The 25,338-nt window shown below is 39.8% G+C and carries 25 protein-coding genes; 6 read left to right on the top strand and 19 right to left on the bottom strand.

The genetic code is table 11. The annotated features are described in order from the left end of the window. Positions 1-38 precede the first annotated feature (38 nt). Positions 39-926, bottom strand: coding sequence for a LysR family transcriptional regulator (locus tag PVK63_RS04275; RefSeq protein ID WP_130086358.1), 888 nt, complete (start codon positions 924-926; stop codon positions 39-41). A 143-nt stretch (positions 927-1,069) separates the two neighbouring features. Between PVK63_RS04275 and PVK63_RS04280 the strand changes: the two genes are divergently transcribed. Beyond that, on the top strand, positions 1,070-2,701 hold the full coding sequence (locus PVK63_RS04280; RefSeq protein ID WP_274439878.1) for a glycoside hydrolase family 13 protein: 1,632 nt from the start codon (positions 1,070-1,072) through the stop codon (positions 2,699-2,701). A gap of 69 nt (positions 2,702-2,770) precedes the next feature. On the opposite strand, the gene PVK63_RS04285 is transcribed toward PVK63_RS04280, so the two are convergent. Genes PVK63_RS04285 through PVK63_RS04315 form a run of 7 tightly spaced genes read right to left on the bottom strand, consistent with a single transcriptional unit; the run spans position 2,771 to position 9,262 of the window. Continuing rightward, a complete protein-coding gene (locus tag PVK63_RS04285; RefSeq protein ID WP_130086356.1) occupies positions 2,771-3,574 on the bottom strand; it encodes a LytR/AlgR family response regulator transcription factor in 804 nt (267 codons plus the stop codon). Next, positions 3,571-4,623 (bottom strand): sensor histidine kinase, encoded by a 1,053-nt coding sequence (locus PVK63_RS04290; protein ID WP_130086355.1) that lies wholly within the window; start codon positions 4,621-4,623, stop codon positions 3,571-3,573. The genes PVK63_RS04285 and PVK63_RS04290 overlap by 4 nt, the downstream gene beginning before the upstream one ends. After that, positions 4,623-5,879, bottom strand: coding sequence for a hypothetical protein (locus tag PVK63_RS04295; RefSeq protein ID WP_130086354.1), 1,257 nt, complete (start codon positions 5,877-5,879; stop codon positions 4,623-4,625). The genes PVK63_RS04290 and PVK63_RS04295 overlap by 1 nt, the downstream gene beginning before the upstream one ends. A gap of 2 nt (positions 5,880-5,881) precedes the next feature. Next, positions 5,882-6,679 carry an outer membrane lipoprotein-sorting protein gene (locus tag PVK63_RS04300; RefSeq protein WP_130086353.1) on the bottom strand — a complete coding sequence of 266 codons (798 nt, stop codon included), beginning with the start codon at positions 6,677-6,679 and terminating at the stop codon, positions 5,882-5,884. Then, the gene (locus tag PVK63_RS04305; RefSeq protein ID WP_130086352.1) at positions 6,672-7,940 is read right to left on the bottom strand and encodes an ABC transporter permease; all 1,269 of its coding nucleotides are present in this window, start codon (positions 7,938-7,940) and stop codon (positions 6,672-6,674) included. The genes PVK63_RS04300 and PVK63_RS04305 overlap by 8 nt, the downstream gene beginning before the upstream one ends. Continuing rightward, positions 7,928-8,611 carry an ABC transporter ATP-binding protein gene (locus PVK63_RS04310; RefSeq protein WP_005423097.1) on the bottom strand — a complete coding sequence of 228 codons (684 nt, stop codon included), beginning with the start codon at positions 8,609-8,611 and terminating at the stop codon, positions 7,928-7,930. Before PVK63_RS04310 ends, PVK63_RS04305 begins: the two co-directional genes overlap by 13 nt. A 9-nt stretch (positions 8,612-8,620) precedes the next feature. After that, complete coding sequence (locus PVK63_RS04315; protein WP_130086351.1) at positions 8,621-9,262, bottom strand: hypothetical protein; 642 nt, start codon at positions 9,260-9,262, stop codon at positions 8,621-8,623. A 185-nt stretch (positions 9,263-9,447) separates the two neighbouring features. Here PVK63_RS04315 and PVK63_RS04320 point away from each other — a divergent pair, with 185 nt between their 5' ends. After that, positions 9,448-9,942, top strand: a complete 495-nt coding sequence (locus PVK63_RS04320) for a GNAT family N-acetyltransferase (protein ID WP_130086350.1) — start codon at positions 9,448-9,450, stop codon at positions 9,940-9,942. Between the two features lie 75 nt (positions 9,943-10,017). On the opposite strand, the gene PVK63_RS04325 is transcribed toward PVK63_RS04320, so the two are convergent. From PVK63_RS04325 to PVK63_RS04340, 4 genes are all read right to left on the bottom strand, one after another. Beyond that, a complete protein-coding gene (locus PVK63_RS04325) occupies positions 10,018-10,287 on the bottom strand; it encodes a DksA/TraR family C4-type zinc finger protein (protein ID WP_005423103.1) in 270 nt (89 codons plus the stop codon). 182 nt (positions 10,288-10,469) lie between these two features. Continuing rightward, the gene (locus tag PVK63_RS04330) at positions 10,470-11,474 is read right to left on the bottom strand and encodes a glycosyl transferase family protein (RefSeq protein ID WP_130086349.1); all 1,005 of its coding nucleotides are present in this window, start codon (positions 11,472-11,474) and stop codon (positions 10,470-10,472) included. A gap of 122 nt (positions 11,475-11,596) precedes the next feature. Next, positions 11,597-12,622: a DUF2955 domain-containing protein gene (locus tag PVK63_RS04335; protein ID WP_130086348.1), complete on the bottom strand. Its 1,026-nt coding sequence runs from the start codon at positions 12,620-12,622 to the stop codon at positions 11,597-11,599. 13 nt (positions 12,623-12,635) lie between these two features. After that, positions 12,636-13,703: an HlyD family secretion protein gene (locus tag PVK63_RS04340; RefSeq protein ID WP_130086347.1), complete on the bottom strand. Its 1,068-nt coding sequence runs from the start codon at positions 13,701-13,703 to the stop codon at positions 12,636-12,638. A 278-nt stretch (positions 13,704-13,981) separates the two neighbouring features. Between PVK63_RS04340 and PVK63_RS04345 the strand changes: the two genes are divergently transcribed. Further along, complete coding sequence (locus tag PVK63_RS04345; protein ID WP_130086346.1) at positions 13,982-14,866, top strand: LysR family transcriptional regulator; 885 nt, start codon at positions 13,982-13,984, stop codon at positions 14,864-14,866. An 83-nt stretch (positions 14,867-14,949) separates the two neighbouring features. Here PVK63_RS04345 and bioD read toward each other — a convergent pair whose 3' ends face one another. Genes bioD through bioB form a run of 4 tightly spaced genes read right to left on the bottom strand, consistent with a single transcriptional unit; the run spans position 14,950 to position 18,639 of the window. Then, the gene (gene bioD / locus PVK63_RS04350; RefSeq protein WP_130048866.1) at positions 14,950-15,630 is read right to left on the bottom strand and encodes a dethiobiotin synthase; all 681 of its coding nucleotides are present in this window, start codon (positions 15,628-15,630) and stop codon (positions 14,950-14,952) included. After that, the gene (gene bioC / locus PVK63_RS04355) at positions 15,623-16,444 is read right to left on the bottom strand and encodes a malonyl-ACP O-methyltransferase BioC (RefSeq protein WP_130086345.1); all 822 of its coding nucleotides are present in this window, start codon (positions 16,442-16,444) and stop codon (positions 15,623-15,625) included. Before bioC ends, bioD begins: the two co-directional genes overlap by 8 nt. A 7-nt stretch (positions 16,445-16,451) precedes the next feature. Beyond that, complete coding sequence (gene bioF / locus PVK63_RS04360) at positions 16,452-17,603, bottom strand: 8-amino-7-oxononanoate synthase (RefSeq protein ID WP_130086344.1); 1,152 nt, start codon at positions 17,601-17,603, stop codon at positions 16,452-16,454. Further along, positions 17,587-18,639, bottom strand: a complete 1,053-nt coding sequence (bioB, locus tag PVK63_RS04365) for a biotin synthase BioB (protein WP_130048863.1) — start codon at positions 18,637-18,639, stop codon at positions 17,587-17,589. The genes bioF and bioB overlap by 17 nt, the downstream gene beginning before the upstream one ends. A 160-nt stretch (positions 18,640-18,799) precedes the next feature. Between bioB and bioA the strand changes: the two genes are divergently transcribed. Then, positions 18,800-20,080 carry an adenosylmethionine--8-amino-7-oxononanoate transaminase gene (gene bioA, locus PVK63_RS04370; RefSeq protein ID WP_130086343.1) on the top strand — a complete coding sequence of 427 codons (1,281 nt, stop codon included), beginning with the start codon at positions 18,800-18,802 and terminating at the stop codon, positions 20,078-20,080. A gap of 80 nt (positions 20,081-20,160) precedes the next feature. Here bioA and PVK63_RS04375 read toward each other — a convergent pair whose 3' ends face one another. From PVK63_RS04375 to tyrR, 3 genes are all read right to left on the bottom strand, one after another. Then, positions 20,161-20,370, bottom strand: coding sequence for a hypothetical protein (locus PVK63_RS04375; protein WP_130043693.1), 210 nt, complete (start codon positions 20,368-20,370; stop codon positions 20,161-20,163). Positions 20,371-20,660: 290 nt separating this feature from the next. Next, on the bottom strand, positions 20,661-21,218 hold the full coding sequence (rimJ, locus tag PVK63_RS04380; protein ID WP_130086342.1) for a ribosomal protein S5-alanine N-acetyltransferase: 558 nt from the start codon (positions 21,216-21,218) through the stop codon (positions 20,661-20,663). Positions 21,219-21,227: 9 nt separating this feature from the next. Next, positions 21,228-22,775 carry a transcriptional regulator TyrR gene (gene tyrR, locus PVK63_RS04385; protein ID WP_130086341.1) on the bottom strand — a complete coding sequence of 516 codons (1,548 nt, stop codon included), beginning with the start codon at positions 22,773-22,775 and terminating at the stop codon, positions 21,228-21,230. 137 nt (positions 22,776-22,912) lie between these two features. Between tyrR and PVK63_RS04390 the strand changes: the two genes are divergently transcribed. Together PVK63_RS04390 and phrB are read left to right on the top strand one after the other, a co-directional pair. Continuing rightward, complete coding sequence (locus tag PVK63_RS04390) at positions 22,913-23,857, top strand: YbgA family protein (protein ID WP_130086340.1); 945 nt, start codon at positions 22,913-22,915, stop codon at positions 23,855-23,857. Continuing rightward, complete coding sequence (gene phrB, locus PVK63_RS04395; protein ID WP_130086339.1) at positions 23,847-25,286, top strand: deoxyribodipyrimidine photo-lyase; 1,440 nt, start codon at positions 23,847-23,849, stop codon at positions 25,284-25,286. Before PVK63_RS04390 ends, phrB begins: the two co-directional genes overlap by 11 nt. Positions 25,287-25,338 lie beyond the last annotated feature (52 nt).

A 25,338-nucleotide genomic window follows, 5' to 3' on the forward strand; every position in this document is an offset into this window, starting at 1 on the left:
TCGTTGAAACATCGTCTTAGCCCATGGCTATCTTTACTTTATTTACCTTTTAATAATGAGACTAAGTACTGAATACTTTCTGACACTTGTTCTGTTTTAGTATAAATCCCAACACTGCCTGATTTTTCTGATCCTTGTGGAAGCGTCACAATTCCCAACTCCGCCATTTTATCTTTAACTTGATCGGTATAAGGCATGATCGCATCACTGGTTTTTAGCATATCAAGACTGGCTTTTAAGGAGTTAAGTTCATATACAACTCCTGTTTTTTGCTGTTTAAGATTGAACGCTTCCATACCTTCATCATTCAAAATCTTCGTGTGTCTGATGTGGTCAGGAGTAACTTTTATTAAAGGGTAATTATCCAACTCATTTGATGTTAGATCATTTGATAACAATGGATGCCCTTCCCTTACAAACCACGCTTCTTGTTCGATAAATAAAGGCATAAACAATACACGATGTCTTGGATCGATATTTTCGATTTCATGGCCGATAAAAAGATCAATATCACCATTGAGTAATTGATTTAGCATAGAGAGACCATTACCAAACTCGATATACATTGAGTTATTTGGATGCTGCTCCACAAATTCTTTAATCACTTCAGAGGCAAAACACTCCCACCACGCCTCACCAATACCTAACTTTATCTTACCCTGACTTCTGGCTTTCATGTCGGTCAGTTGATGCATCATTTGACTGTGTTTTTCAAACAAATCTTGTACATAACGGTAATAGAGCCAGCCAGAGCTTGTCAGTTCAACTCCTTTGGATTTTCGATGAAACAAAATCACATCTAAGCTTTCTTCTAGTTTCTTAATTGCTGTCGTTAATGTCGGCTGACTAATAAACAGTTTTTCAGACGCGCCTTTAATGCTGCCTTGACGAGCCACTTCATAAAAATAGCGTGATGATTTATCCATAATAAACACTCAGTAATTATTCTGACTTCACAATACCCATGATATAAATTTTTTCTATATCAGAGTTCAAATTATCAATTATTCATCAGCGTTTTTTTTCGCTATATTGCGTTTAATTTCTTTTAGTTAGTGGAATAAAAAATATGGAAAAGCGTTGGTGGCATAACAGTGTTGTTTATCAAATTTACCCTCGTAGCTTCTGTGACTCAAATAATGATGGTATTGGTGATCTACAAGGTATTATTAGTAAACTGGATTACTTGCAAGGTCTTGGTATTGATGTCATTTGGCTTTCTCCTGTTTATCAATCTCCAATGGATGATAACGGTTACGATATCTCTGATTATCAAGCGATTGCGGCTGAATTTGGCACCATGGAAGACATGAAGCGTTTAATGCAACAAGCGAAAGATCGCGGCATTAAAGTGGTAATGGATTTAGTGGTTAACCACACATCAGATGAACACGCTTGGTTTGTTGAAGCAAAAAGCGATAAAAATAGTCAATACCGTGATTTTTATATCTGGCGTGATGCAGGTGAAAACGGCGAAGCGCCAAGTGACATTGGATCCATTTTTGGTGGTTCAGCATGGCAGTGGGATGAAGAGAATCAACAATACTATTTCCACTTATTCTCTAAACGCCAACCGGATTTAAACTGGGAGAACCCAGAAGTTCACCAAAAAGTATTTGATATGATGAACTGGTGGATTGACCAAGGTATTGGTGGCTTCCGTCTAGATGTTATCGATTTAATCGGCAAAGAAGTCGACAAGAAAATCACAGGTGATGGTGAGCGTCTGCACCCGCTTCTTCAAAAAATGAATCAAGCGACATTCGGTGATAAAGACTTGCTTACGGTGGGCGAAACATGGGGAGCAACACCTGAAAGCGCTCAACTTTATAGTGATCCAGCTCGTCATGAGCTATCAATGGTGTTCCAGTTTGAGCACATTACCCTACTTTGGGAAGATGGCGATAAATGGAAGCCTAAGCCACTTGATCTCGCCTTATTTAAGCAAGTGATGACCAAATGGCAAGTAGAGCTAAACAATAAGGGTTGGAACTCGCTATTTTGGAATAACCACGATTTACCTCGTGTTGTCTCTAAATACGGTTGTGATGGCCAATATCGTGTTGAGTCGGCAAAAATGCTGGCAACCACTCTACATATGATGAAAGGCACGCCTTATATTTTCCAAGGTGAAGAGATCGGTATGACGAACGTCGCATTCGATACGTTAGAAGAGTACAAAGATATTGAAACGTTGAACTTCTATCGAGTAAAAACCGAATCAGGCGTAAGTCATGAAAGTATGATGAAAGGGATCCATGCCAATAGCCGTGATAATGCTCGTACACCAATGCACTGGGATAACTCTGATAATGCAGGATTTACTCAAGGTACGCCTTGGATCAAACTGAACCCGAATTACCCTGAGATCAACGTTGCCGCAGCGCTAGAAGATAAAAATTCGATTTTCTATCACTATCAAAAACTGATCGCTCTGAGAAAGCAGAATCCAGTGATTGTCTATGGTGATTTTATTCCTCTGTTTGAAACGCACTCTGCCGTGTTTGCTTATGAGCGTAAAGATAACGAGCAACACTTCGTTGTGTTAAATAACTTTAGTGCAGAGCCACAAACATTAGCATTGCCTGAGCATATTGCGAACCGCTCTGTGGAGTGCTTGATCAGTAACCTTGAACCAACAACACAACTAGGCCCTGAGTTGATATTAGCACCTTATCAAAGCTTGGTTTTAGCGCTTTAAATCTGCGTTTTGAACTGCCTAGTAGCGCCCTAATACTTTCATTGGTATAGGGCGTTACTTTTTGCTTTATCACATCCCTTTAAACAAACTTTGAGCACTTCTGCTTACGGGTAATTTCACACCACCAATGTGAACACACAAATGCCCCAGTAAATCCTTTTTCACTTTTTCTATTTGAGCAACATTAACGATACTTGAACGGTGAATTTGCCAAAAATGATCAGGATTGATCTTTTGCTGTAACTCTTTTAGCGAACTGCGAATAAGGTACTCCGTTATATCGATATCATTTTGCTTGGCATAAACCGAAACGTATTTATCCTCCGCTTTAAAATACAAAACATCTGAAACAGAAATTAAATGTAGATCTTCACCTTTGTACGCTTTAATCCAGCTTAAATATTCTGGTTGTTGCTGTGCAGATAACTGTTGTATCTGAGCAAAAAGATCACTCAATACATCTTGATTTTGTTTAGGCTCTGAATGTTTATTTTGCTGAGTTAACCTTTGTTTTAGTTTTTCACAGGTAGCTTCAAGTCTGGTCTCAGAGATGGGTTTTAACACATAATCAATCGCATTATTTTCAAACGCTTTTACCGCAAATTCGTCGTAAGCGGTAATGAACACAATTAACGGCGCTACGGTACTTTTTTGTAATTTTGCTGCCAATGCCATGCCATCTAATTCTGGCATTTTTATATCTAAAAAGGCGATATCCGGTTGGTGTTGCTCTATTGCATCAAGCGCTTCTTTACCGTTAGCACATACCGCTATAATATCTATATCAAGCCAAAGATCAGATAACATTTTTTCTAAATGAAAGCGTAATAATGGCTCATCATCGGCAATAACGGCGGTAATGGATTGACTCATGAATACTCCCTATTTAATTGAAGCAATTTATCCGATGGAATTGTCAGCTCTGCATTTACACCACCGTCTTTATTTTCAGTGATACGAACGGAAGCACTGCCATCGAACAAGTCATGCAATCGCTGTTTGATGTTATTTAAGCTCATCCCATGCCCTTTACTTGGTGACACTGACTCCAATCCAATGCCATTATCAGAGATAACAACAATAAACTGATTATTCTCTTGCTTAAACTGAACCATAAGCTGTCCTCCCTGCGCACTCGGCTCTATACCGTGAGTAATGGCATTTTCAACTAGAGGCTGAATTAACAGAGGTGGCAGAGAGATAGGCTCAACTATCTGATTATCAATCTCATACGTTAAACGATCCCCTAAGCGGATCTGTTGAATCGATAAATAAGCATTTAATAGCTCAATTTCTTGCTCAACGGTAATTAATGGATTCCGGTTTGTTTTTAGCGATCCTCGGAGCAAATCCGTCAGCTTCTCTAGCATCAATTTTGCTTTATTGCTGTCTAACTCAATTAACGCGCTGATATTCGCTAATGTATTAAATAAAAAATGTGGCTCAATTTGACTTTGAAGCTGACTTAACTGGCTTAATACTAGCGCCTTTTCTTGCTCTAACTGCTTACGCTTAGAGAGTGCTAACGCTTGCTCTGCTAACATGGTTTTCTCAGTTGCATGAAAGTAATAGAAACAAATAGCAGTAAAGATTAACCCTAATAATACAATGGGCTGAAGTGCTTCTAAGGTAGCGAAATCGTCATATTTATTTAGCCATAATGACGCGTGAAACGTACCTAATGTAATAGAAAGCACCATAGCTAATACGGTGGAATAGGCTTTTTTTAAAGTGGGAAAGTTATTCTCTAAGACAAATGAGCATAAAACGGCACTGTAGCCATAACCCAAACTAATAATGATGTGCTCATAAAATGGTGATGGCCAAATATTGCTCGTCATCATGGCGATAACCACACAGAATACCGTTGTGATAAGTAAACTTTTTACTAACTGCAGTATCGTTTCTTTTCGCTCACTCATTAGAATCGTCCTTTTATATTCAGTAACAGCATATGCTTATCGGATAAATTTGCATACGCTGAGTCGCTTTTTCCTGTCAAAAAACGCGCGGCAAGTTCCATTTCTACACTTGAATCACCTGAATCATGAAGCAAATAATTTAGCCATTGCGTTGCTATCACTCCGTTATCTTCTGGTGAATACAAGACATCAAATGTTGGGGTAAACTGACTTAACCATGAGATGTCTTTACTCCACTGCCACGTTGTCCATGCGTTAGGATCCAAACTCCAATGAAACATCATGTTATGCTGAACCATATTGACATGATTAAAGCCTTGTTGATATGACGGTGTTGCTACAGTAAGCGCATTATTCCACTCGTTTTTACTCCATGCTCGACTGTCATACCAATACTCTACAACGATACTGCTTCCGATTTCATTTGCCCAAGTTAACCCTACTAGCGCTTGATAGGCATTTTCTTCTTTTTCTAACGTGACAGGATAACGTGTGATGCTTGGTTGCAGATAAGAAAGATACTTGGATTGATACACTGTCGATCCATGAAACTCCCACGCGGTATCTAGCACAGTAACAACACTTGCGCCCAATAGACCTTGTCGAACATCATCATAATAAGCAACCCATTGGTATTCTGTATCTCCCACTAACACATAGCGTCTTATGCCAATCCCTTGCTGTTCACTTTGCTCTTCTAACTCACTTCCTTTTTGTTGCGTCCATGATGAGTCGGTATAAATTAACGACCATTCACCTTGATCATCAAAATAAGAGACCGAAGCGACACCCGCCCCTTCCTCTACTTGTATACCAACAGGGTTTCGACGATAAGGCGTAAAAATATCCAGCGGGCGATAACCATAACCAACGCCCCAATCGACTCTTACTTTACCCAACTGTAAATCCAATGGAATATCGGCAATATCAATGCTGCTTTGCCAAAATAATTCACTAACAATCAACTCAGCTTCTGCACTTTTATCTTCTGATTGATTGCTAGATTGGGAATAAAGATCATTGCCTTTAAGAGCCACCACCGCATTCCAGTTCTGATAACCGATTTGAACATCCAATAGCCCATTAAACGACTCTTGGTGTTCATTGTCTGTCATTGGAGAAAAAACCGTCTCTCGCTGTTGAACCGTTTCGGCACTCAGCATCCAATCCCACTCGAAAGTCATCTCAGAAGCTTGAGCGCTTAAAGAAGCCACCCAAGCACTACAATATACTAGCCGTTCTAGCCAAGGTTTCATGATCACAAATCCAACTGTTTGGTGCGTGACAGATAAGCAGGGTTATAATATTTATCGGCAATCTCTGTTGGTGTAATTTCTTTATATTCAATCACCGTTTTTTGATTGGTTTGAATTTGATCATTTAACACCATTGAGATCACTTTGGTTTCGCCTTCTCTTATTCCTTTAATAAACCACGCTTCTTTAGCCATTTTTCCTGACCGCAAATACAAATCGGCTTTAATCGGAAAACCAGTTCCTTGCTCTAGCCATAAATCGATAGTGAAATAACTCGCGCCTTTTGTTGTCGCTTTTAGTTTAATCTTTTCAGTTTGAATCGCTTGACCATCGGTTAGTTCGAACGTTGTCGATTCGACCCACTCACCTTGATAATCTTCACTCCACGTTAACGTTGAAATGTCACCCACTGAGGCTTCACCGAGTAACTTTTGCATCGGTGTAATGCGGATTGGTCGGCGGCTTTTGGGCATGACTAGCCAATAGTTATCCCCTAACATCAGCATCTTTTGTCCGGCTTCCACTTGAGAATTAAACAACACCAAAGATTCTCGATCTTCTCGTGTGTATACCGTGTATTGGCGAGTTTTATCGAGCTCGTCATTTTTGTATAGCTTAACCTCAGAAACCACTTTTGCTGAACTTTCACCTAAGCGAAAATCATCGGCCTTTTTCACCAATTGTTTAACTTGGGCCCCAGTCAGGCTGCTCTTGTTATCCATATTTTGCGTTGTTGCGATTGCGGTCGATTGAAAGCTAACAAGCACAAACAGAATAAATAAGTGAGATAATTTAGACATAAATAAGCGCCTCCGTAATGGGTTTTTTCACGCCTTTTTTGGCCGATAAGTACGCTGCCAGTAAGCAAATACACACAACACCAACGCCTGCATAAGCCACTAATTCAAATGAGAAATAAATATTCAGTGGGTACCCATCCGTTCTTCCCGGTGGTGGTGGCATCTGCACATCAACCACCAACAGCAGTATTGTCGTTAAGGCTGTTATTACTGCACCAAGAACCACACCTATCACTGCAAGTAAGCCCGCTTCTCGTAAGAATGAGTGAATGATCTCGTTAGGATAACTGCCTAATGCGGATAACGTGCCGATCTCACGTGTTCTTTCTGTTACTGACATCGTCATGGTATTAAACAAAGCAACAAAGACGACTAGCCCCATCACAAAGCCCATCACACCAAAGATAAGATCATATAAATCTTTTACTTTGTTGTAGAAAAAAGCACGCTCTCGCCATGGAGTGATTTCAACGTCGTAATCAAGTGGCATTGTTTCTAACTCTTGAGCTAATCGTTGATGTAACTCTGCAGTTTTTTCAGTATCAAATAAAAAGACCGATAAGGTGCTTACTTTCTCTGATAACAGTAACTCTTGTGCAGAATCGATATGAATATAAAGCTGACGTTTATCTAACTCGGGAACCCCCGTTGAATAGGTGCCATGCACTTTAAAATCAAACGCATTAAGTGCCCCTTCGCTGGTGGTTGCCAGTAAAGTTACCCAATCACCCACACTGACGTTGAGGTTTCTCGCTAAATCGACCCCAAGCATGATTTCAGGCTCCATGACATCGTATCGACTTGAGGTAATGTCGGTTAACGTTTTTCCTGATCTCATGTCTAAAAATGGGCCCTTCATATCGAACTCGCGATCGTTCACCCCAGTTCCCATGAAAATCGTCGATTTTACGCCATTAGAAATTAGCCCTGTAAAATCAATGCGAGGTTGTACGCCTCTTACTTCATCGTATTTCATCATGGTGCGAATTAATTCTGATGTATCAGATAATCCATTACTTAATGGCATCTCTTCGTCGCTTTCAAAGTAACCCGATTGGCTTAATGTAAGATGGCCCGTATCTCTTGCTGTCGATTCTTTCAATGAGTCATAAGTATATAAACCAAACCCACCCGCACTGGTTAATGCAAATACGGCAATCGTAATAATTAAGATAGAAAGTGCGCTACGACGGCCGTTTCGCAATAAATTCAACCACGCTAAACGCAGAGAATAAGGTAATAGTGGAATTAACTTGCCCATGACACGGCCTCCTTGCTGATGGTTCCATCCAATAAGTTAATGCACGTATCGCAATGTTGCGCCATTCGATAATCATGCGTTGCAACAATAAAGGTGGTGCCAATTTCCTTCCCGAGCGCTTTCATGATATCAATCACGGTTTCTGCGGTTTGGCTATCTAAACTGGCTGTTGGCTCATCCGCAATAACCAAACTTGGTTTATGAACTAAGGCACGAGCAATGGCGACACGTTGCTGTTGTCCACCAGAAAGGTTATCAGGTCGGTGGTGAATAACATCGCCTAGCCCCACTTTTTCTAGCATCTCAGTGGCCAGGAGCGTTTGCTCTTTACTGCTGTATCCATTTAACACTAGTGGGTATGCTACGTTCTCTAATGCGGTCATCACGGGGACTAAATTAAAACGCTGAAACACAAAGCCCAGTTGGTGACGTCGTAACTTAGCGGCTTCAATAGGATCTTTAGGATAGAACTCACCGTCCATTTTTATTTCTCCCTGATAATCCATATCAAGTAAACCTAAGATATTTAATAAGGTACTTTTACCTGATCCGGACGGCCCGCATAACGCCACCATGCTGCCTTTTATGATAAAACCATCTACTTTTTTCAGAGCCTCCACACGCTGTGAGCCGAGCTGATAGGTTTTTTCTATTCCTTTAAAACTGATCATCATTATCTCCTAATTACTTGCGGTAATAAGTGATTGAGCGTTAAGGGTTTCTGGGTGAGTGTTATCTTGTTTTAGCATAACGGCGAGCCATTGATTGGCTTGTGCTGGGTCTTCTGCTCTAAGTGCCGCTTGTACTGCGTATCCGTATACCCAAGCCGTCGCTTCATAAGGCTGTTGTTGGAATGTTGGCTCTGAAAGTAGAGCTAAATAGAGATCATAACCACGCTCAAAGTGATTAAACATATCAGGAAGTTGTGAATAGGTTGCCGCCGCTAGCGCACGAGTGAGATAAGACTCTGGCAAACCTGAAACTATCGGCTGTTCTTTAATTGGTGCATTTTCTGTCGCGAGTAAATTTAACCCTTTCCCTATTTTCGCAAGTCCTTGCTCAACGTATTTCATTGCGGTCCATGGCATCATGGCATCTCGACCTTTTAGGGTTTCTGCACTTCCTAAATAGACAAGTGTCAGTGGTGTTGCTCCATCTGTTTGAATCAATTCCTCAAAACGATCATAAGCCGGCTCGACAAGATCTTCATTTCCAGCCGCCGCTTGGTTATATGTTGAAATGTCTTCATCCGTTAACGCTGCTTGAGTAGAAAACGTCATTACACTTATTAATAAACTTACCGTTGCTATTATTCGTTTCATCTGTCTGTCCTTAATTACATGATCCTGTTTGATGTTCACAGATTAACTAAGACAAAAACAAAAAAACGTTGAATGCGACGAACGGTAAATAGAGAGGATGAATGGTAATAATGAGTTTAAATACTTGTCATCGATACCTATTCTGGTTAAGTTTAATGCTTACTAATTAAACAAGGATGCGTGTAATGGAAATAGTGATTCGCCGAACAGAAGCAAAAGACATTGATGGGTTGTGTGAATTATACAGCCAACCTCAAGCTCAGGCGCAAACTCTCCAACTTCCTATTCCATCACGTGCACTCTGGGAAAAACGACTCTCAGCAATACCTGATAATGTTTACAGCTATGTCGCTCTTATTGATGGGAAAATTGTCGGTAATATTGGCTTTGAACAAGTAACACGCCCAAGAACCCAACATGTTGCGCACTTTGGTATGGGGGTTCACGATGCCTATCACGGTCGTGGTGTTGGAAGTAAATTATTAGAAACGGTGTTAGATCTTGCTGACAATTGGCTCAATGTGAGACGCATTGAAATTGATGCGTTTGTCGATAATCACGCCGCCCTAAGGTTATATAAAAAATTCGGGTTTGTTATTGAAGGAGAAGCGATTGATTCTGCGTTTAGAAATGGTGAATTCATTAACACCTATTATTTGGCTCGCATTAATCGTAACTAACCTCTCCTTTCTTTAATAGCAAAACTTAATTAAACGTGGCGGACTGTTTCTGAATATTAGAAGCAACCGCCATACTTAACGTAATTGACTGTCTTTACTTGCTCTGCGGTTATAAGCACTGAATGCTTTTTCACGTGCATCTTCTTTTGCCTGACACTCAACACACAACTCTACACCCGGTATTATGTTTCGTCGTGCTTCTGGAATTAATTCCCCACACTCCAAACAATAGTTCGTATCATTGTGCTCATGATGAAGATGCGAGCGAGCACGGTTAATTGCATCTATTACGGTGGCATCTATTTGTTCTTGGACGCCACCATCTCTTGTAAATCCATTAGCCATAATGGTCTCCAGTTAATGAAATAACGACTAGGAGAGCATTATCTATTATTAACGGTATTTTGATAATAGCGCTAAATGTGAATTACTATTACAGTTGTGTAATAAACAAATTAAGGGGATATTAAAAAAGCCGCAAAATTAACTTACGGCTTTCATTCATAGCTAGAGCATTAAATGTGTCGTTAAGCGATAGTTTTTACGTACTCTTCCCAATATTGAGTTGCAACCTTAATCGCCTCTGCTCTTGGGTAGTTTTCTGCTCGTTTATTTGCCCATAATACATTAGCGACATTAAAAACAACGGTGTTCGCCATTAGCTGTAATTGTTCTGATTTAGTACCTAATAAACAAGATTGAGGGACTGGTAAATCTTCAATTAATGCTTCTTCCCAATACAGCTCTTCACATCCCCCTTTTGATGCACACCATAGAGACTGGCTAACTTTAGGGTTAAATTCAGATTCTCCCCCCATGCCTTTAAAGCACAGTGCTAATTCAGAGCAGTCATCAGTTGCTTGTTGCAAGCGAGATTCCGCTTCACCATGCAGTTGTGGTAAGCCAGGGTGGAAGCTTCCACGTAATGAAATTGGCGCTGATGCCGGGTTTAACATACGCGCACAGGTATTCGCAGGTGTACGTAAACCATACTCATGTTGCCATAACAGCATGGTTTCTACTTGCGGTGCATAAACCGATAGAGGCAAATAAGCGATATTGCCTTCATCTAGTGCTTTTTGTGTCTCTGCAATACTTGTGCAACTTGGAATATTTAGCTTATCAATCACTTGAGATACGTGCTCTCGGGTACTACCCAACTGTAAGTGACCATGGATTAACACTCTAAAGCCTTTGTTCGCAAGAATTTGTGCTGCGTATAACTGCCACGAAGGACCTTGAACCTGACGCTTACCTGCAAAACACGCCCAATCAATATCAACATTAAGATCTTTTAATTCAGGAGTCTGAACATTACGAACAAATTCACGAATAGCCGTGGTAAAGCCACTTATCTCATCAACCGTTTCATTCTGAACTCGGATAAGCATCATCAACATCGCCATTTTATCATTGCTAATGTCACCAGAAAGATACTCTTTCATTACTTGATAAGCTTGTTCAAACGTCAATGGTTTGCGGCTGCGTTCACCACGCCCTACGGTTCTGATGCATTCTATAATTGAGCTCATGACTGTCCTTGTATTTTCTTTATAATTTTCAACTACACAGACGTTATCACATAAACAAAAAAAGCCAAGAAATTCATAATAATCTATAAACCTCTTGGCTATTTTCTCAATCATTCAATGTCTTAATGCACTTTCTCTTCTCGCTCGACACCTCGAAAGAAAATAGGAAACAACTTAATTAATCGATAACAGCTCCAAATTAAAATACTTGTGACAATAACAGCAACAACAATAGACGACACTCGATATAAAATAGAGAAGAATGCGTCTTTTTGTCCCGGAATTGCACCTGTAATAGGTATTGTTAATGCAGCCATCGCAGAGAACCCTATTCCTTTAATAGCAGGATTTTCACTGGCTAACCATTTACAAAAGTAACCTGATGCAATCGCAAAACTTAATATATATAAGATTGGATTATCATATAAATCATATAACACTAACTGGATAGCCATGGCTGCCGCACAACCAGCTAACGTTCCTACGATTCGGATACGAGCCATCATCAATGATCCTACTAACGTCATTGGCGAAAGCATAATTAGCATCGACGCTTGAGCGGATAATGAATCATTTAAATTTGCGATTTCGAAAATCAAAAACACAATCATGGCGACCATCCACCCTAAAGCAGTTTGCTCTAGCATGTCTCTTGGATCTTTACTTTGCCCTTCTACTTTTAGGATTGGTATGTGCGCTTCAATTGGATCAGGAAACAAATAAAAAGCCATGGCGCAAATTGGCACCATCATAATGGCAGCAACCCATACGCCAATAATAAAGTTCTCTAAATCAAAGGTCGGATATGAACCAAAATTCAACAAAATTGAACCAACCAATAATCCCGTATATCCGAATAAATAACTGGCTTTATAGTGCATAGCATGGCATTTAAAAAGCAGCATAATACCAACGGCAACCGTCATCAATAATGGGTATGGCTGTAAAAAACCAACGATCAATGACACTTGAATCCCTACCCAAAAAATACTGATTAACAGTTGTATAAACATTTGAGCATTCCAACGGTTCAAATTAGATAAAATGAACAATGGGAACAAGGCACCAAACATACCATTCGACCAGCCAAATACCGTACACATTGCAAAGCCTAGAACACAACCGAACCATATTCGTAATGCTTTCATATCAACATTCAACCTAATATATGTAGTGTAGGTAGCTGATCATGGTAATTAAACTATGGCCAATGTAATCAATCACACTGTTTCCTGAAGTGTAAATAATTACAGTTGCACGCGAACCAACAAATAATCTCGGAGACAATGGTTCATCGCTCGTTAAATTAACACGTACACGTTGTGCATCTCGCACCCAACGATTACTGACTTCAACACTACTTAATTGACCATTGGCTTTTTGTTGCGCAGAAGCGACACCATAATCACGACTCTCTACCAATAATGGGAACACCTCACCCGGCAGTGCATCATAAGCAACTTCTGCTCTCATTCCTTTAACCATTTCTGAAGTCGCTTTCTCACGGTAATCGGCAGAAACCCACAGTGAATCCGTCGGAATAAATGTCAATAATGGTTGATTCGCATTAGCAAATAAACCGACATGCAATTGCATATTTGTAATAATGCCTTCGCTTTGCGCTACCACTTGTGTGTTTTCTAAATTTAGTTCAGCTTGGTTTAATGCATTCTTTGCTGATAGCACAGCACTGCTTTGTCCATTACCGTTGCCCAATTTCACTTCTAATGCGTGTAATTTCTGCTTAGATGCCATAAAGTTTGCTGAAGCTTGGTCACGCTTAGTAAGCGCTGAATCTAAACCTGATGCGGAAACAGCACCTGATTTAGCTAAACGCTTAATACGATGATATTCACGGTTTGCATTATCCGCCGTAACTTTTGTTGTTTTAACATTCGAACGTGCCGCTTCGATATCCGCCACTAATGACGCTTCTTGCTCTCTTGCTTGAGCTAATCCAATTTCGGCTTTTTGAACGGCCAATTGATATTTTTCATCATCAATCTTAAACAGTAACTCGCCCTGCCTAACTAATTGATTATTAGTATGGTTAACTTCAACTACTCGACCAGACACTTCTGGTGATATTTGAACCACAAAGCCTTGCACCTTACTTTGGGTCGTTAACGGCGTTAATCTATCTGCCATCACTAAATAAGCCGTAACGATAAGAAATAATACGATTAGGATACGCATCCATTGTTTGAATTTTTGCTCTGCAGCTTGCATAGAAGTTCTCAATAAAATCAAAGTTGCTGTGATCTGGTTCTCATACCATTCTGGATAAGTGGTTGTTCAGATAATTGCGCAGGAAAAATCGATTAGAGCAAGGCATAAATTACAGTAACTAGTGGGTCTAATTACAAAATTTATAACGCAGATATAATCGATTTTAACAAGCAAGAATGATCAAATACTTATGTAGATTGGTATTATTATAGTGCGTGATTTTATTTCGAATAGATGGCAAAATAGTCCATATATGACCTATTAGCAGGACAATAGAGATGAGTAACCATCCAGATAGCTCCGTTTCCTTTGATGATATTTACCTATTTGTTCTTATTGTTAGGCATAAGGGCATTAGCTCTGCTGCACAATTTGCAGGATTACAGCGCTCAAAGGTTAGTCGTCGCCTACAAGAGTTAGAAAAAGCACTTGGTCATCAATTACTCATCAGAACGACAAGAGCGATTGAATTAACCCAGCAAGGGAAATGGCTATATGAGCAAGCCTCGAATCCAGTCAATACCCTAGTGGATGCGAGCCGATTAATGAGAGAGCACCATTTAACGCCAAAAGGTCGTTTAAAAGTTGCTATCCCTCCAGCCCTTGGAATGACGGAAATTTTCTCCCAATTAATTGAACAGTATATGAAAGAGTATACTGAGGTTAAACTAGAGATTGAGCATCATGTTCAATCGTTGGATCTTCGCCGTGAAAATATTGATCTACAAATTCTGCCTAGCTACATTGAGCCATTACATGATGATTATATTCAGCAACGCTTAATTCAAATTCCTTATAGCATGGTTGCTTCTTCTGAATATTTAGCGCTTAACGGATATCCTGATAATGTGGCTCAATTAAATGACTTTCATCTGCTTGCTAGTCGTTATAACAAAAGCTTGCTCCCTCAAGGGCTTGATTATCAATTATTTAGTGATGATCTAAATTTACTTCAAAGATTGGCTATTTCAAGTAAAGGCATTGCTCTTCTACCATCTATATTAATTGAAGATAAAATCGAAAATGGCCAACTCATTGAGGTCTTACCCAGAACTTCTTTTACAGATTTAACTATTACTTTGGTTTACCCCACCCCAAGTTATTTACCTGAGAAAACACGGGCGATGGTGACGCTATTTAGAGAAACGTTTTCATATCAATAAAATTAATGTCCAAAAAAAAGCCAACATCATGAAAGATATTGGCTTCTGTATCTTGTACTTAAATGCGTTTATAGCAATAGAAATTAACTTTCTAACACATCTAAATTAATGTATTTACCCATATTTTTACGCTTAACACTTGGCATGTATGGGATTTCACCTAATTTTGGTGCTGGCATTTTATCTTCTAACATAGCGATAATCTCAGCGTAATTTTCAGTACCTGGGTTGATTCGGTTTGCTACCCAGCCAATGATCTCTAAGCCATCATGTTGAATCGCTTCAGCCGTTAGCATTGCATGACTTAAACAGCCCAATTTAATGCCTACCACTAATACGACTGGCAATTTCTCTTGCTTAACCCAAGTAGACAAGCAATCATCTTTAGAAACAGGAACACGCCAACCACCTGCGCCTTCTACTAGCACCACATCAGATTTAGCTTTTAATGCAGCCAAACCTTGTGAAAGAACAGAATAGTCAATCACAACATTCTCTGCTTCTGCCGCAATGTGTGGCGATGCAGGCAATAACAATGCGTATGGGTTTACTTCTTCGTAGCTTAATTCAACATTAGCAGCAGAGCGTAAATGGATTGCATCAGAGTTTTGAACGCCTTCGCCTTTGTCTTCAGAGCCCGCAGCTACAGGTTTGTATGCGGCTGTATTTAGCCCTTTTATATTTAATGCATCTAAAATCGCTTTAGAAGAAACCGTTTTACCTACATCTGTGTCTGTACCTGCAACAAAAAATGCATCAATCATTACTTATAACTCCAAAGCCTACCTGATAAGTAGCAGGTAACTTATTCAATTCATTCTTAAAAATTTGATACGCTTCTTCCACAGCTAATAGTTTTTCTTTACTCAATAAACCTGAGTGGCGACCATTAGGTAAATGCGTTGCTCCAATTCCTTTTAAATCTTTCATTAAAGCAAGAGCGGAAGAATACGTCATCTCGACTGGCGTGCAGTCTAGTGTAAACTTGTTGCAATCAGATTGCGCTAACGCAAGTTTTACCATAGATTGAGTAATAAAATCGTTAACATGTTGATATGAATCAACCTTTGACCACGCATTTTTCAACTCAAACAGTGAGCCATCTAACAAAGTTGAAAATACAACCTTGCTTTTAGTATGAGTAACTCGATTCATTTCAGCCAGAGGAACGGATAAATCCTGACACCATTGCAACGCTAAACTTGAAATAACCGCGTCAAATTCACTATTAATAAACGGTAAATGCTCAGCATCCCCTTGAACGTAACAAATATTAAGTTCACCACAACGTTCTTTAGCTTTATCTAACATCGATTGAGACAGATCAAACGCCACAACCTTTGCACCACGCTTCAACAACTGTTCACTGCAATAGCCCGTTCCGCAGCCGACATCTAATATACGCTGCCCTGACAGATCTTGAGGTAAATAAGATAATAAGGTATCCGCCACCTGACGTTGAAATTCAGCAGAGCGATCATACGTATTCGCCGCCTTACTAAACGCGGCTTGAATGGCTTGTTTCTCTTGGCTTGGTGTCCAATGTGAGGTTTCTATGGCGACAGCTTGATTAACCATAACTCCATCATCCTAATTCTGTTATTGCTTGGGTAAGCTGTGTAATGTCTTGCTTCGAGTGATTAGCGCTTAACGTAATTCTTAACCGCGCAGTTCCTGTTGGCACGGTCGGCGGACGAATGGCAGTTGTCCACAATCCTTGATTTTTAAGTGCAGCAGAGAGTGTCATTGCCACCCCCGTTTCGCCAATAATAATCGGTTTTATCGGTGTGTCTGTTTTCACAGATCCTGAAAAACCAGTTAATTCTGATTCAAATTGTTGATTTAATTCTTTGAGCTTTTCACGTCGCCACTCTTGTTGCTGGATCATCAATAAGGCATGAGATAACGCATGAGCTTGAGCAGGAGGCATTGCCGTTGAATAGACATGATGACGAGCAAATTGCGCTAAGTAATCACCACATTCTTGATTACATAACACCGCAGCACCCGATAAACCAAACCCTTTACCAAACGTGACGACTAAAATGTCTGGCGTCACTTGATAAAAATCACAACATCCTCGGCCATTGTTACCTAACACGCCACATCCATGAGCATCATCTACCATTAACCAGGCATTATTTTCTTTGGTTACTTTAGCAATATCTGAAAGTGGCGATAAATCCCCATCCATACTAAAAACACCTTCGGTGACGACCAAAGAAGGTGAATTATCAGACGCAGTTAATAATTTAGTTAAGTGAGATATATCATTATGTTTAAAGCGTTTCATCGTCGCAGGTGACAATATACCCGCTTCCATTAACGAGGCATGATTAAGTTTATCTTGTAGTAAAGTGTCACCTTTTTCTAATAATGAAAAAAGCACCGCTTGATTAGCACTAAAACCTGAGTTAAACAGTAATGCGTAATCAAACCCTAACCATTCAGCCAGTTGAGATTCCAAGTCGACGTGAGGTTTTGAGTAACCCGTCACTAATGGTGAAGCGCCACTGCCACTGCCATATAAAGATAAACCTTGTTGCCATGCTTGAGTTAACTCTTTACTGCCAGCAAGACCAAGATAATCATTACCTGAAAAGTTAATGTAAGATTGACCATCCACCACTAATCGAGATTGATTACCTTGCTCTATTACCGTTCTATAACGATTCAGCCCCGCTTGCTTACGTTGAGTAAGTGCGGAGCTAATACGTTGATTAAACGCTCGCTTCATAGAATAGATCGTCTTTTTCAGGACGAGAAGCAACACGTTCAGCAACGCGATCTAATAATTCATGCTCTTGAACCACATCTGGTTTTTGCGCAACTTGTTGGCTATTCACACCCAGTTTCTTAAACAGTTGCATGTCGCTGTCTTCATCCGGGTTTGGCGTTGTCAGTAGTTTACACCCATAAAATACCGAGTTAGCACCGGCCATAAAGCATAAGGCTTGCATCTGCTCATTCATGCTTTCACGACCTGCAGACAAACGCACAGCCGATTCAGGCATCATGATACGAGCAACGGCGATCAAACGGATAAAATCAAATGGGTCAACGTCTTCAGCATCCTCTAATGGCGTGCCTTTTACTTTTACCAGCATATTGACAGGAACAGACTCAGGGTGCTGAGGAAGATTCGCTAATTCAACAAACAGACCCGCACGATCACTGTCACTTTCGCCCATACCGATAATGCCACCAGAACAGATCTTCATTCCGGCATCACGAACATGAGATAATGTATCTAGACGATCTTGGTACGTTCGTGTCGTAATAATACTGCCGTAAAACTCTGGTGAGGTGTCTAAATTGTGGTTGTAGTAATCGAGACCCGCTTGTGATAATTCACCCGCTTGCTCTGAGGTGATCATCCCTAACGTCATACACGTCTCAAGACCCATCTCTTTGACGCCTTTGATCATATCTAACAGATAAGGCATATCACGTTCTTTTGGATTTTTCCAAGCAGCACCCATACAGAAACGGGTTGAACCTGAGTTCTTCGCTTTTTTCGCAGCATCCAAAACGCTTTCTACTTCCATCAAGCGTTCACGATCAACGTCAGTGCGGTAATGAGCACTTTGAGGGCAATATTTACAATCTTCAGGACAAGCGCCCGTTTTAATTGATAGCAGTGTACTCACTTGTACATGGTTTGTTTGTTGATATTTACGATGTACTAATTGAGCATCAAAGATTAAGTCCATAAACGGCTTATCCATCAACGCCTGTACTTCTGCTACTGTCCAGTTATGTCTCACTTCCACGTGTAAATTCCTTTCGTTAACATGCTATAACCATTGCTATTGCTAAGATCCGACCACTTTTGATTGTGCTTTTTGGTCTCTATTTATACTTGGCTAGTCTACGGTTAAACGATACACTGTCAACCTTAATGGATAGATAAAGTTTACAACTGGTGAATAAATGAACAATAGCGTCGACTTGGATTTTGACCGTCAACACATTTGGCATCCCTACACATCTACAATTAATCCGCTTTCTTGCTACCCTGTCACTCACGCAAATGGAGTTAATCTCTATTTAGAAAATGGGGCGGAATTGGTTGATGGAATGTCTTCTTGGTGGTCTACCATTCACGGTTACTGTCATCCTCACCTTAACCAAGCGCTTAAAGATCAAACCGATAAAATGGCACACGTGATGTTTGGTGGTATTACTCATCAGCCTGCGGTCGATTTATGTAAAAAGTTAGTTGAACTGAGCCCTTCTCGATTAGAGCAAGTCTTTTTAGCCGATTCTGGCTCAGTAGCGGTCGAAGTAAGTTTAAAAATGGCTCTGCAATATTGGCACGCCAAAGGACAGCCACGCTCAAAATTCGTGACGGTTAGACATGGATACCATGGTGATACCTTTGCCGCGATGTCGGTAACTGATCCCGATAATTCTATGCACGGTTTATACAAAGGTTTTTTACCAGAGCATCTGTTTGTTGAATCACCAACCAGTAAATTTGGTGGTGAATGGAACCCTGAAGATATTCTTCCTTTAGAAAAAATGCTGGCAGAACGCCATGAAGAGATCGCCGCCATGATCCTTGAGCCTATTGTTCAGGGCGCTGGCGGAATGCGTTTATACCACCCTCAATATTTAAAAGAAGTGCGCCGTTTGTGTGATGAATATGGCTTACTTTTGATTCTAGATGAGATAGCAACCGGCTTTGGACGAACAGGAAAGTTATTTGCTTGTGAGCACGCAGGCATTGAACCCGACATCATGTGTATTGGTAAGGCACTTACTGGTGGCTACATGACGTTATCTGCAACACTCACCAGTAAAGTGGTTGCTGATACTGTATGTAGTGGAGATGCGGGCTGCTTTATGCATGGCCCAACCTTTATGGGAAACCCACTGGCTTGTGCTGTTGCGAATGCCAGTTTAGAACTGATCCAACAAAATCATTGGCAGACTCAAACTAAACAGATTGAAACCTGCTTTTCAGAATTACTGCCTCAACTTAAAAAGCACGATGTGGTTGCCGATGTTCGATGGCTTGGTGCAATAGGCGTTGTGGAATTAACCACGCCTGTTGAGATGGAAAAAATACAAGCGCACTTTGTCGAGCAAGGGGTTTGGATACGACCATTTGGTAAGTTGATTTATATGATGCCACCGTTTATTTCTCAACCTGAACACATTACTAAGTTGGTTAATGCCATTGATAGCGCATTAATCGACTTGTTTTAATCGTTAAAACGACATAAAAAAACCGATACCTTTGAATAAAGGTGTATCGGTTTTATTTACTTTTAACGTCAAGTTCGTCGTTATTTTACTTTCGGCTCATTGGTAAAATCATCTTCTACTAGCTTGTAGATAATGAAAATAGCCAGTTCTAATAATGCGGTCAGCACCAAGCTCATGATCACGTAGCGCTCACTGAAAATACCAATACCATGTAGCACGGTTGATTGAATAACAAATGCACCAACAATACCTAAAATCAACAATTGTAAAAACTTAATGAACTTCAGCATGTAAATTCCTTCTTTATTATCATTGCCTTATACCAATTCCATTAATTATCTGATCATTATTACTGGTTAAATCATTCAAAAGTTGCGTTAAAAATTATTATTGTAGAATGACTACTTATAAAAATTTTCGCCTTACTCTTAAATGATTTTCCTGCATAATAAATAGATCATCTAATTAGTTACATTGGTATTAAAAATTATCTTTGATAGAGTACACCAATTAAACGACTTCTCTATGCTAACTTTCAATTTAAACCGTTCTTTCTTATATTTATGCCACAAAAATAGAATTATTCTGGCACCCAATCGGGGTTTATCTTAGAAGTCAGAATATGGTCTTCCCATGCACCATTAATGTAGAGGTAATCTTTTGCTTCCCCTTCTTTAACAAAACCAAGCGCCGATAACACATTACCACTTTTCTTATTATGAGGAATATACGCGGCCATGATCCGATGAAGGTGTTGAATCGTGAACATCCAATCCACCGTATGCTTAAGTGCTCGCTGCATAATCCCATTCCCTTGATAATGCTCATCGAGAGAATAGCCCACATGACTGGCGTGGAATGGAAAACGAGTAATATTACTAAAACTCACTGAACCAATAATTTTCTTCTCCTGAGTATCAAGGATTACAAAATAAAACGCCAAATTATGCTTATGTAACTCAACCAATTGCAATAAACGTTGCTTCCAACCTTCCGCAGTAAAAAAAGAATTCGCACGCTTGGGCTCCCACGGCGCTAAATGGTGACGATTACGCATAAAGTAATTAGCAATCATCACAGAGTCACTGCTTTTAATTAGACGAACTTGGTAATGATCAAACTCAAAATGCACATCCATGTCGTTCCCCTATTTTTTCCCTATTCCATAATCTCGCAATTTATTCGCTATCGCAGTATGCGAAACGCCTAATCGCTTAGCTAACTTACGACTTGAAGGAAAATCACCGTATAATCCAGTTAGGATCATTGATTCATACGATTTCATTATCTCATCCAATGTTCCATCTACATTGATATCCATCATACTTGCTGTTTTCGCTTCAGATATTGGCAGCATAAAGTGAGAGGTCTCTAACTGGTTTCTATCCATTTGAGTTAACGCTTTTAGTGTCGAGCTTTTCAGCTGACGAACATTCCCCGGCCATGAATAACTGCGTAAGTACTCATACACATCTTCTGAAATAGAGGGTTTAACAATGCTTAACTCTTTACATAACTGAGCAACAAAAAATTCAAATAAGGTCGCAATGTCTGAAGGGCGCTCACGCAGTGGCGGAATTTCTAAAAATAATACGTTTAAACGGTAATAAAGATCCTCTCGGAATACGCCTTGTTCTACTAAGTCTAGTAGCTCTTTCTTACTTGCGCCAATGATCCCAACATCCACGTGGATCTCTTTTTCTTCACCCACTCGACGGAAATTCCCATCTTGAATAAAGCGTAACAGCTTGATTTGCAAGAGCGGGCTCATTTCACTGATCTCATCAAAGAAAACCGTACCGCCATCCGCTTGTTCAATGATCCCTTTTTTGCCTTCTGGCATATTGGGGAATGCACCTGGAGCGTAACCAAACAATTCGGTTTCAGCGACATCATCAGGCATGGCTGCACAGTTAACCACCATGAAGGCTTTTCCTGAACGAATAGACGCATTGTGGCAAGCACGAGCTAACATTTCCTTACCCGTACCCGTTTCACCCTGAATTAATAACGATTGGTCAATATCGGACAATTTTTTTGCCTGCGAAATTAACGTTTTATATTTCGTTGATGATCCAACAAAATGCTCAAAACCAAGGTTGGATGATTCTGGAATGAATGGACGAGTCAGTGTTGAATCCATAGCTGGCTTAATTATCACCACTGCGCTAGCTAAGATCGAGGTGTTATCATCATCAGTAATGTATACAGGCATGATTTCCATCACGTAGTTCATGCCTTCAATATCCATAGACTCTCGCTGACGAACACGGGATTCTTCTAACCAATACATCACATTAAAATTTGGTAATAATACATTCGCAGGTTCACCAATGAGTGCCTCTTTATCTCTATTAAATAAAGACGCGACAGCCTGATTCGCATTATCGATTTTCCCTTTAAGGTTAATCGCAAATACCGGATCAGGTAAGGTACTTAATACAGCGAGTAATTCCATATTACGACGTTCACTTGGTAAAAATGGAATTTTACGAACATCAATAACACCCTCTATTCTTCGAATTTTTGCCATTAATTGACTAAACTCATCAAAAGCGACTTCTGGAAAATTAAGATAGATTAACCCGGCTTTATTAATCTCAATATCTCGTAAATCAATATTCTGAGACGCGAGAATATCTAGTAATTCACGGGTTAGACCTAATCGATCTTTACATTGCACTTCAAGACGCACAAAAATTCCTCAAATAATAGGTGTCACTAAATGTTTACACCAGTTTGCGTGAGAGAAAAAAAAGAGTCAAGAAACAAGTGATCCAAATGTGCATTTCAACCGTTTAATTTAGAAAGGAACCTAATGGAGAAATAATAATGACGATTAATATTGGGATAAGTTCATGTGTTATTGGAGAAAAAGTCCGTTTCGATGGCGGTCATAAACATAATAAATTTGTCGAAAAAGTACTTTCTCCTTATTTTAATTACATTCCTATCTGCCCTGAAGTGGGGAGTGGGATGTCTGTGCCTAGACCGACAATACGCCTCATCAGTAATGAAGAACGCATCGCTTTGGTTGATTCTAAAGACTCTACATTAGACTATACAGACTCTATGCTTAACTTCGCGAAACAGACGGCGAACCATTTAAAAACAGCTGAATTATGTGGCTATATTGTTTGCGCTAACTCCCCTAGTTGCGGTATGGAGCGAGTTAAGGTTTACAGTAAAAACAATGCCACCAAAAATGGAGTCGGACTTTACACCGGTGTCTTGATGGAACAAATGCCGTGGTTACCCGTTGAGGAAGATGGCCGACTTAATGATCCTATTTTAAAAGAAAATTTCATTACTCGAGTTTTCTGCTTAAACGATCTTTATCAATCGATGGAAGGGGAACCAACAGCAGGAAAAATTGTAGCATTTCACTCTCGTTATAAGTACACCTTAATGTCTCATTCAACCGCTGGCTATAAAGAACTTGGACGACTTGTCGCTAAGATAGCAGAATATGATATTGATGAGTTTTTTACTCTTTATCGCACACAATTAATGCAAACCATGTCGATACGCGCAACAAGAAAAAATAACACTAATGTTCTTATGCACTTACAAGGTTATTTCAAAAAAGAGCTAGATTCTCCTCAAAAGCAAGCGCTTGCTCAATTAATTCAAGAATACAATCAAGGCATATTGCCTCTGCTGTCTCCTATTACACTAATTAAGCATTATCTTAGTTTGCACAATAACGACTATTTAAAACAACAATCGTTTCTAGACCCGTATCCTCAAGAACTGAGGTTACGCTATGGATTATAAACCAACCATGCAATGCGTTTGGTTTCGTACTGATTTAAGAGTGGCTGATAACCCGGCGTTATCTGCTGCTCTTGCAAATCAAGCCCCTACTGTCGCTATTTTTATAGCCAGTGAATCGCAATGGCAACGACATAATAAAGCTTCAATTCAAATTGATTTGATAAAGAGACGCTTGCTTGAGCTTGAAAAAGAGCTCCACGCATTACATATTCCTTTACTAGTATTATCTTGCTCTTGGTTCAAGGATGTTCCACCACAGCTGCACAGATTATGTAAAGATCTTGGTATATCACATTTATTTGCCAATAAAGAATATGAGGCTGACGAATTAAGCCGAGATGCTGATGTTGTAACACAACTCTCTGATGTTCAATGTGCTTTTTATGACGCCAAATGTGCGGTACAAGTTGGCAAAGTACTGAATAAAACTCATCAACCTTATAAAGTTTTTACGCCATTTAAAAAGGCGTGGAGAGAATACTTTTATCAACACTTTCCAACCATTGAAAAAGTGACCGCTTCAGTTGAATTATCGGCGACACAGTTAAGGTCACTTAAAGAGTACCATGACCATACATTTACTCGCTCTATAACGAATGAGAGCAAGGCGTGGTCTGTTTCAAATAAAACGATACTTAATGCCATGCGTCAATTTTGCCGTGAAAAATCACAACAATATAATGACCAACGAGATTACCCAGCCATAGAGGGAACAAGTCAACTCTCTCCTTATTTGGCTATTGGCGCAATTTCAGCAAAACAGTGCATTTTACGTTTGCATTTGGAAGCGAATAATCAATTAACCCAAGGACAAGAGATATGGCTTGATGAGTTAATTTGGCGTGAGTTCTATACTCACCTACTTCACTTTTATCCATTGTTGTCTAAAAACCACGCTTTTTTGAGTTTTGACAAATACATTCAATGGAATAATGACAGCGACAAATTTGAGCAGTGGTGTAAAGGCGAGACTGGATTTCCTATTGTGGATGCCGCAATGAAACAACTCAACAATACGGGTTGGATGCATAACCGGTTACGGATGATCACCGCCAGTTTTTTAGTTAAAGATTTACACATTAATTGGCGCTGGGGCGAGCGGTATTTTATGTCAAAACTTATTGATGGTGACTTTGCCTCGAATAATGGCGGTTGGCAGTGGTGTGCATCAGTAGGTTGTGATAGCACACCTTATTTTCGTATATTTAATCCCACAACACAAAGTGAACGATTTGATAATAAAGGGATTTTTATCAAGCACTGGCTACCAGAATTAACAACGCTAACCGGAAAACTATTGCATCACCCTAATAGCAAACCACTATTAAAACCAGATAATTACGTAGAGCCTATTATTGAGCATGGCATACAACGGTTAAAGACATTAGATATCTATAAACACGCCAAAGCTCAGGATGTTGCAAGTTAACCATAGCAAGTATTATGATGGTCTCATCTGTTATTAAGAGTTGTATTAATTG

It is taken from the genome of Aliivibrio sp. S2TY2 (genome assembly GCF_028765525.1).
Classification (GTDB): Bacteria; Pseudomonadota; Gammaproteobacteria; order Enterobacterales; family Vibrionaceae; genus Aliivibrio; species Aliivibrio finisterrensis_A.

What these genes read in the sequence shown, in the direction of transcription:
- PVK63_RS04275 (WP_130086358.1), bottom strand. Translation starts at nt 926, where the DNA reads ATGGATAAATCATCACGCTATTTTTATGAAGTGGCTCGTCAAGGCAGC.
- PVK63_RS04280 (WP_274439878.1), top strand. Translation starts at nt 1,070, where the DNA reads ATGGAAAAGCGTTGGTGGCATAACAGTGTTGTTTATCAAATTTACCCT.
- PVK63_RS04285 (WP_130086356.1), bottom strand. Translation starts at nt 3,574, where the DNA reads ATGAGTCAATCCATTACCGCCGTTATTGCCGATGATGAGCCATTATTA.
- PVK63_RS04290 (WP_130086355.1), bottom strand. Translation starts at nt 4,623, where the DNA reads ATGAGTGAGCGAAAAGAAACGATACTGCAGTTAGTAAAAAGTTTACTT.
- PVK63_RS04295 (WP_130086354.1), bottom strand. Translation starts at nt 5,879, where the DNA reads ATGAAACCTTGGCTAGAACGGCTAGTATATTGTAGTGCTTGGGTGGCT.
- PVK63_RS04300 (WP_130086353.1), bottom strand. Translation starts at nt 6,679, where the DNA reads ATGTCTAAATTATCTCACTTATTTATTCTGTTTGTGCTTGTTAGCTTT.
- PVK63_RS04305 (WP_130086352.1), bottom strand. Translation starts at nt 7,940, where the DNA reads ATGGGCAAGTTAATTCCACTATTACCTTATTCTCTGCGTTTAGCGTGG.
- PVK63_RS04310 (WP_005423097.1), bottom strand. Translation starts at nt 8,611, where the DNA reads ATGATCAGTTTTAAAGGAATAGAAAAAACCTATCAGCTCGGCTCACAG.
- PVK63_RS04315 (WP_130086351.1), bottom strand. Translation starts at nt 9,262, where the DNA reads ATGAAACGAATAATAGCAACGGTAAGTTTATTAATAAGTGTAATGACG.
- PVK63_RS04320 (WP_130086350.1), top strand. Translation starts at nt 9,448, where the DNA reads ATGGAAATAGTGATTCGCCGAACAGAAGCAAAAGACATTGATGGGTTG.
- PVK63_RS04325 (WP_005423103.1), bottom strand. Translation starts at nt 10,287, where the DNA reads ATGGCTAATGGATTTACAAGAGATGGTGGCGTCCAAGAACAAATAGAT.
- PVK63_RS04330 (WP_130086349.1), bottom strand. Translation starts at nt 11,474, where the DNA reads ATGAGCTCAATTATAGAATGCATCAGAACCGTAGGGCGTGGTGAACGC.
- PVK63_RS04335 (WP_130086348.1), bottom strand. Translation starts at nt 12,622, where the DNA reads ATGAAAGCATTACGAATATGGTTCGGTTGTGTTCTAGGCTTTGCAATG.
- PVK63_RS04340 (WP_130086347.1), bottom strand. Translation starts at nt 13,703, where the DNA reads ATGCAAGCTGCAGAGCAAAAATTCAAACAATGGATGCGTATCCTAATC.
- PVK63_RS04345 (WP_130086346.1), top strand. Translation starts at nt 13,982, where the DNA reads ATGAGTAACCATCCAGATAGCTCCGTTTCCTTTGATGATATTTACCTA.
- bioD (WP_130048866.1), bottom strand. Translation starts at nt 15,630, where the DNA reads ATGATTGATGCATTTTTTGTTGCAGGTACAGACACAGATGTAGGTAAA.
- bioC (WP_130086345.1), bottom strand. Translation starts at nt 16,444, where the DNA reads ATGGTTAATCAAGCTGTCGCCATAGAAACCTCACATTGGACACCAAGC.
- bioF (WP_130086344.1), bottom strand. Translation starts at nt 17,603, where the DNA reads ATGAAGCGAGCGTTTAATCAACGTATTAGCTCCGCACTTACTCAACGT.
- bioA (WP_130086343.1), top strand. Translation starts at nt 18,800, where the DNA reads ATGAACAATAGCGTCGACTTGGATTTTGACCGTCAACACATTTGGCAT.
- PVK63_RS04375 (WP_130043693.1), bottom strand. Translation starts at nt 20,370, where the DNA reads ATGCTGAAGTTCATTAAGTTTTTACAATTGTTGATTTTAGGTATTGTT.
- rimJ (WP_130086342.1), bottom strand. Translation starts at nt 21,218, where the DNA reads ATGGATGTGCATTTTGAGTTTGATCATTACCAAGTTCGTCTAATTAAA.
- PVK63_RS04390 (WP_130086340.1), top strand. Translation starts at nt 22,913, where the DNA reads ATGACGATTAATATTGGGATAAGTTCATGTGTTATTGGAGAAAAAGTC.
- phrB (WP_130086339.1), top strand. Translation starts at nt 23,847, where the DNA reads ATGGATTATAAACCAACCATGCAATGCGTTTGGTTTCGTACTGATTTA.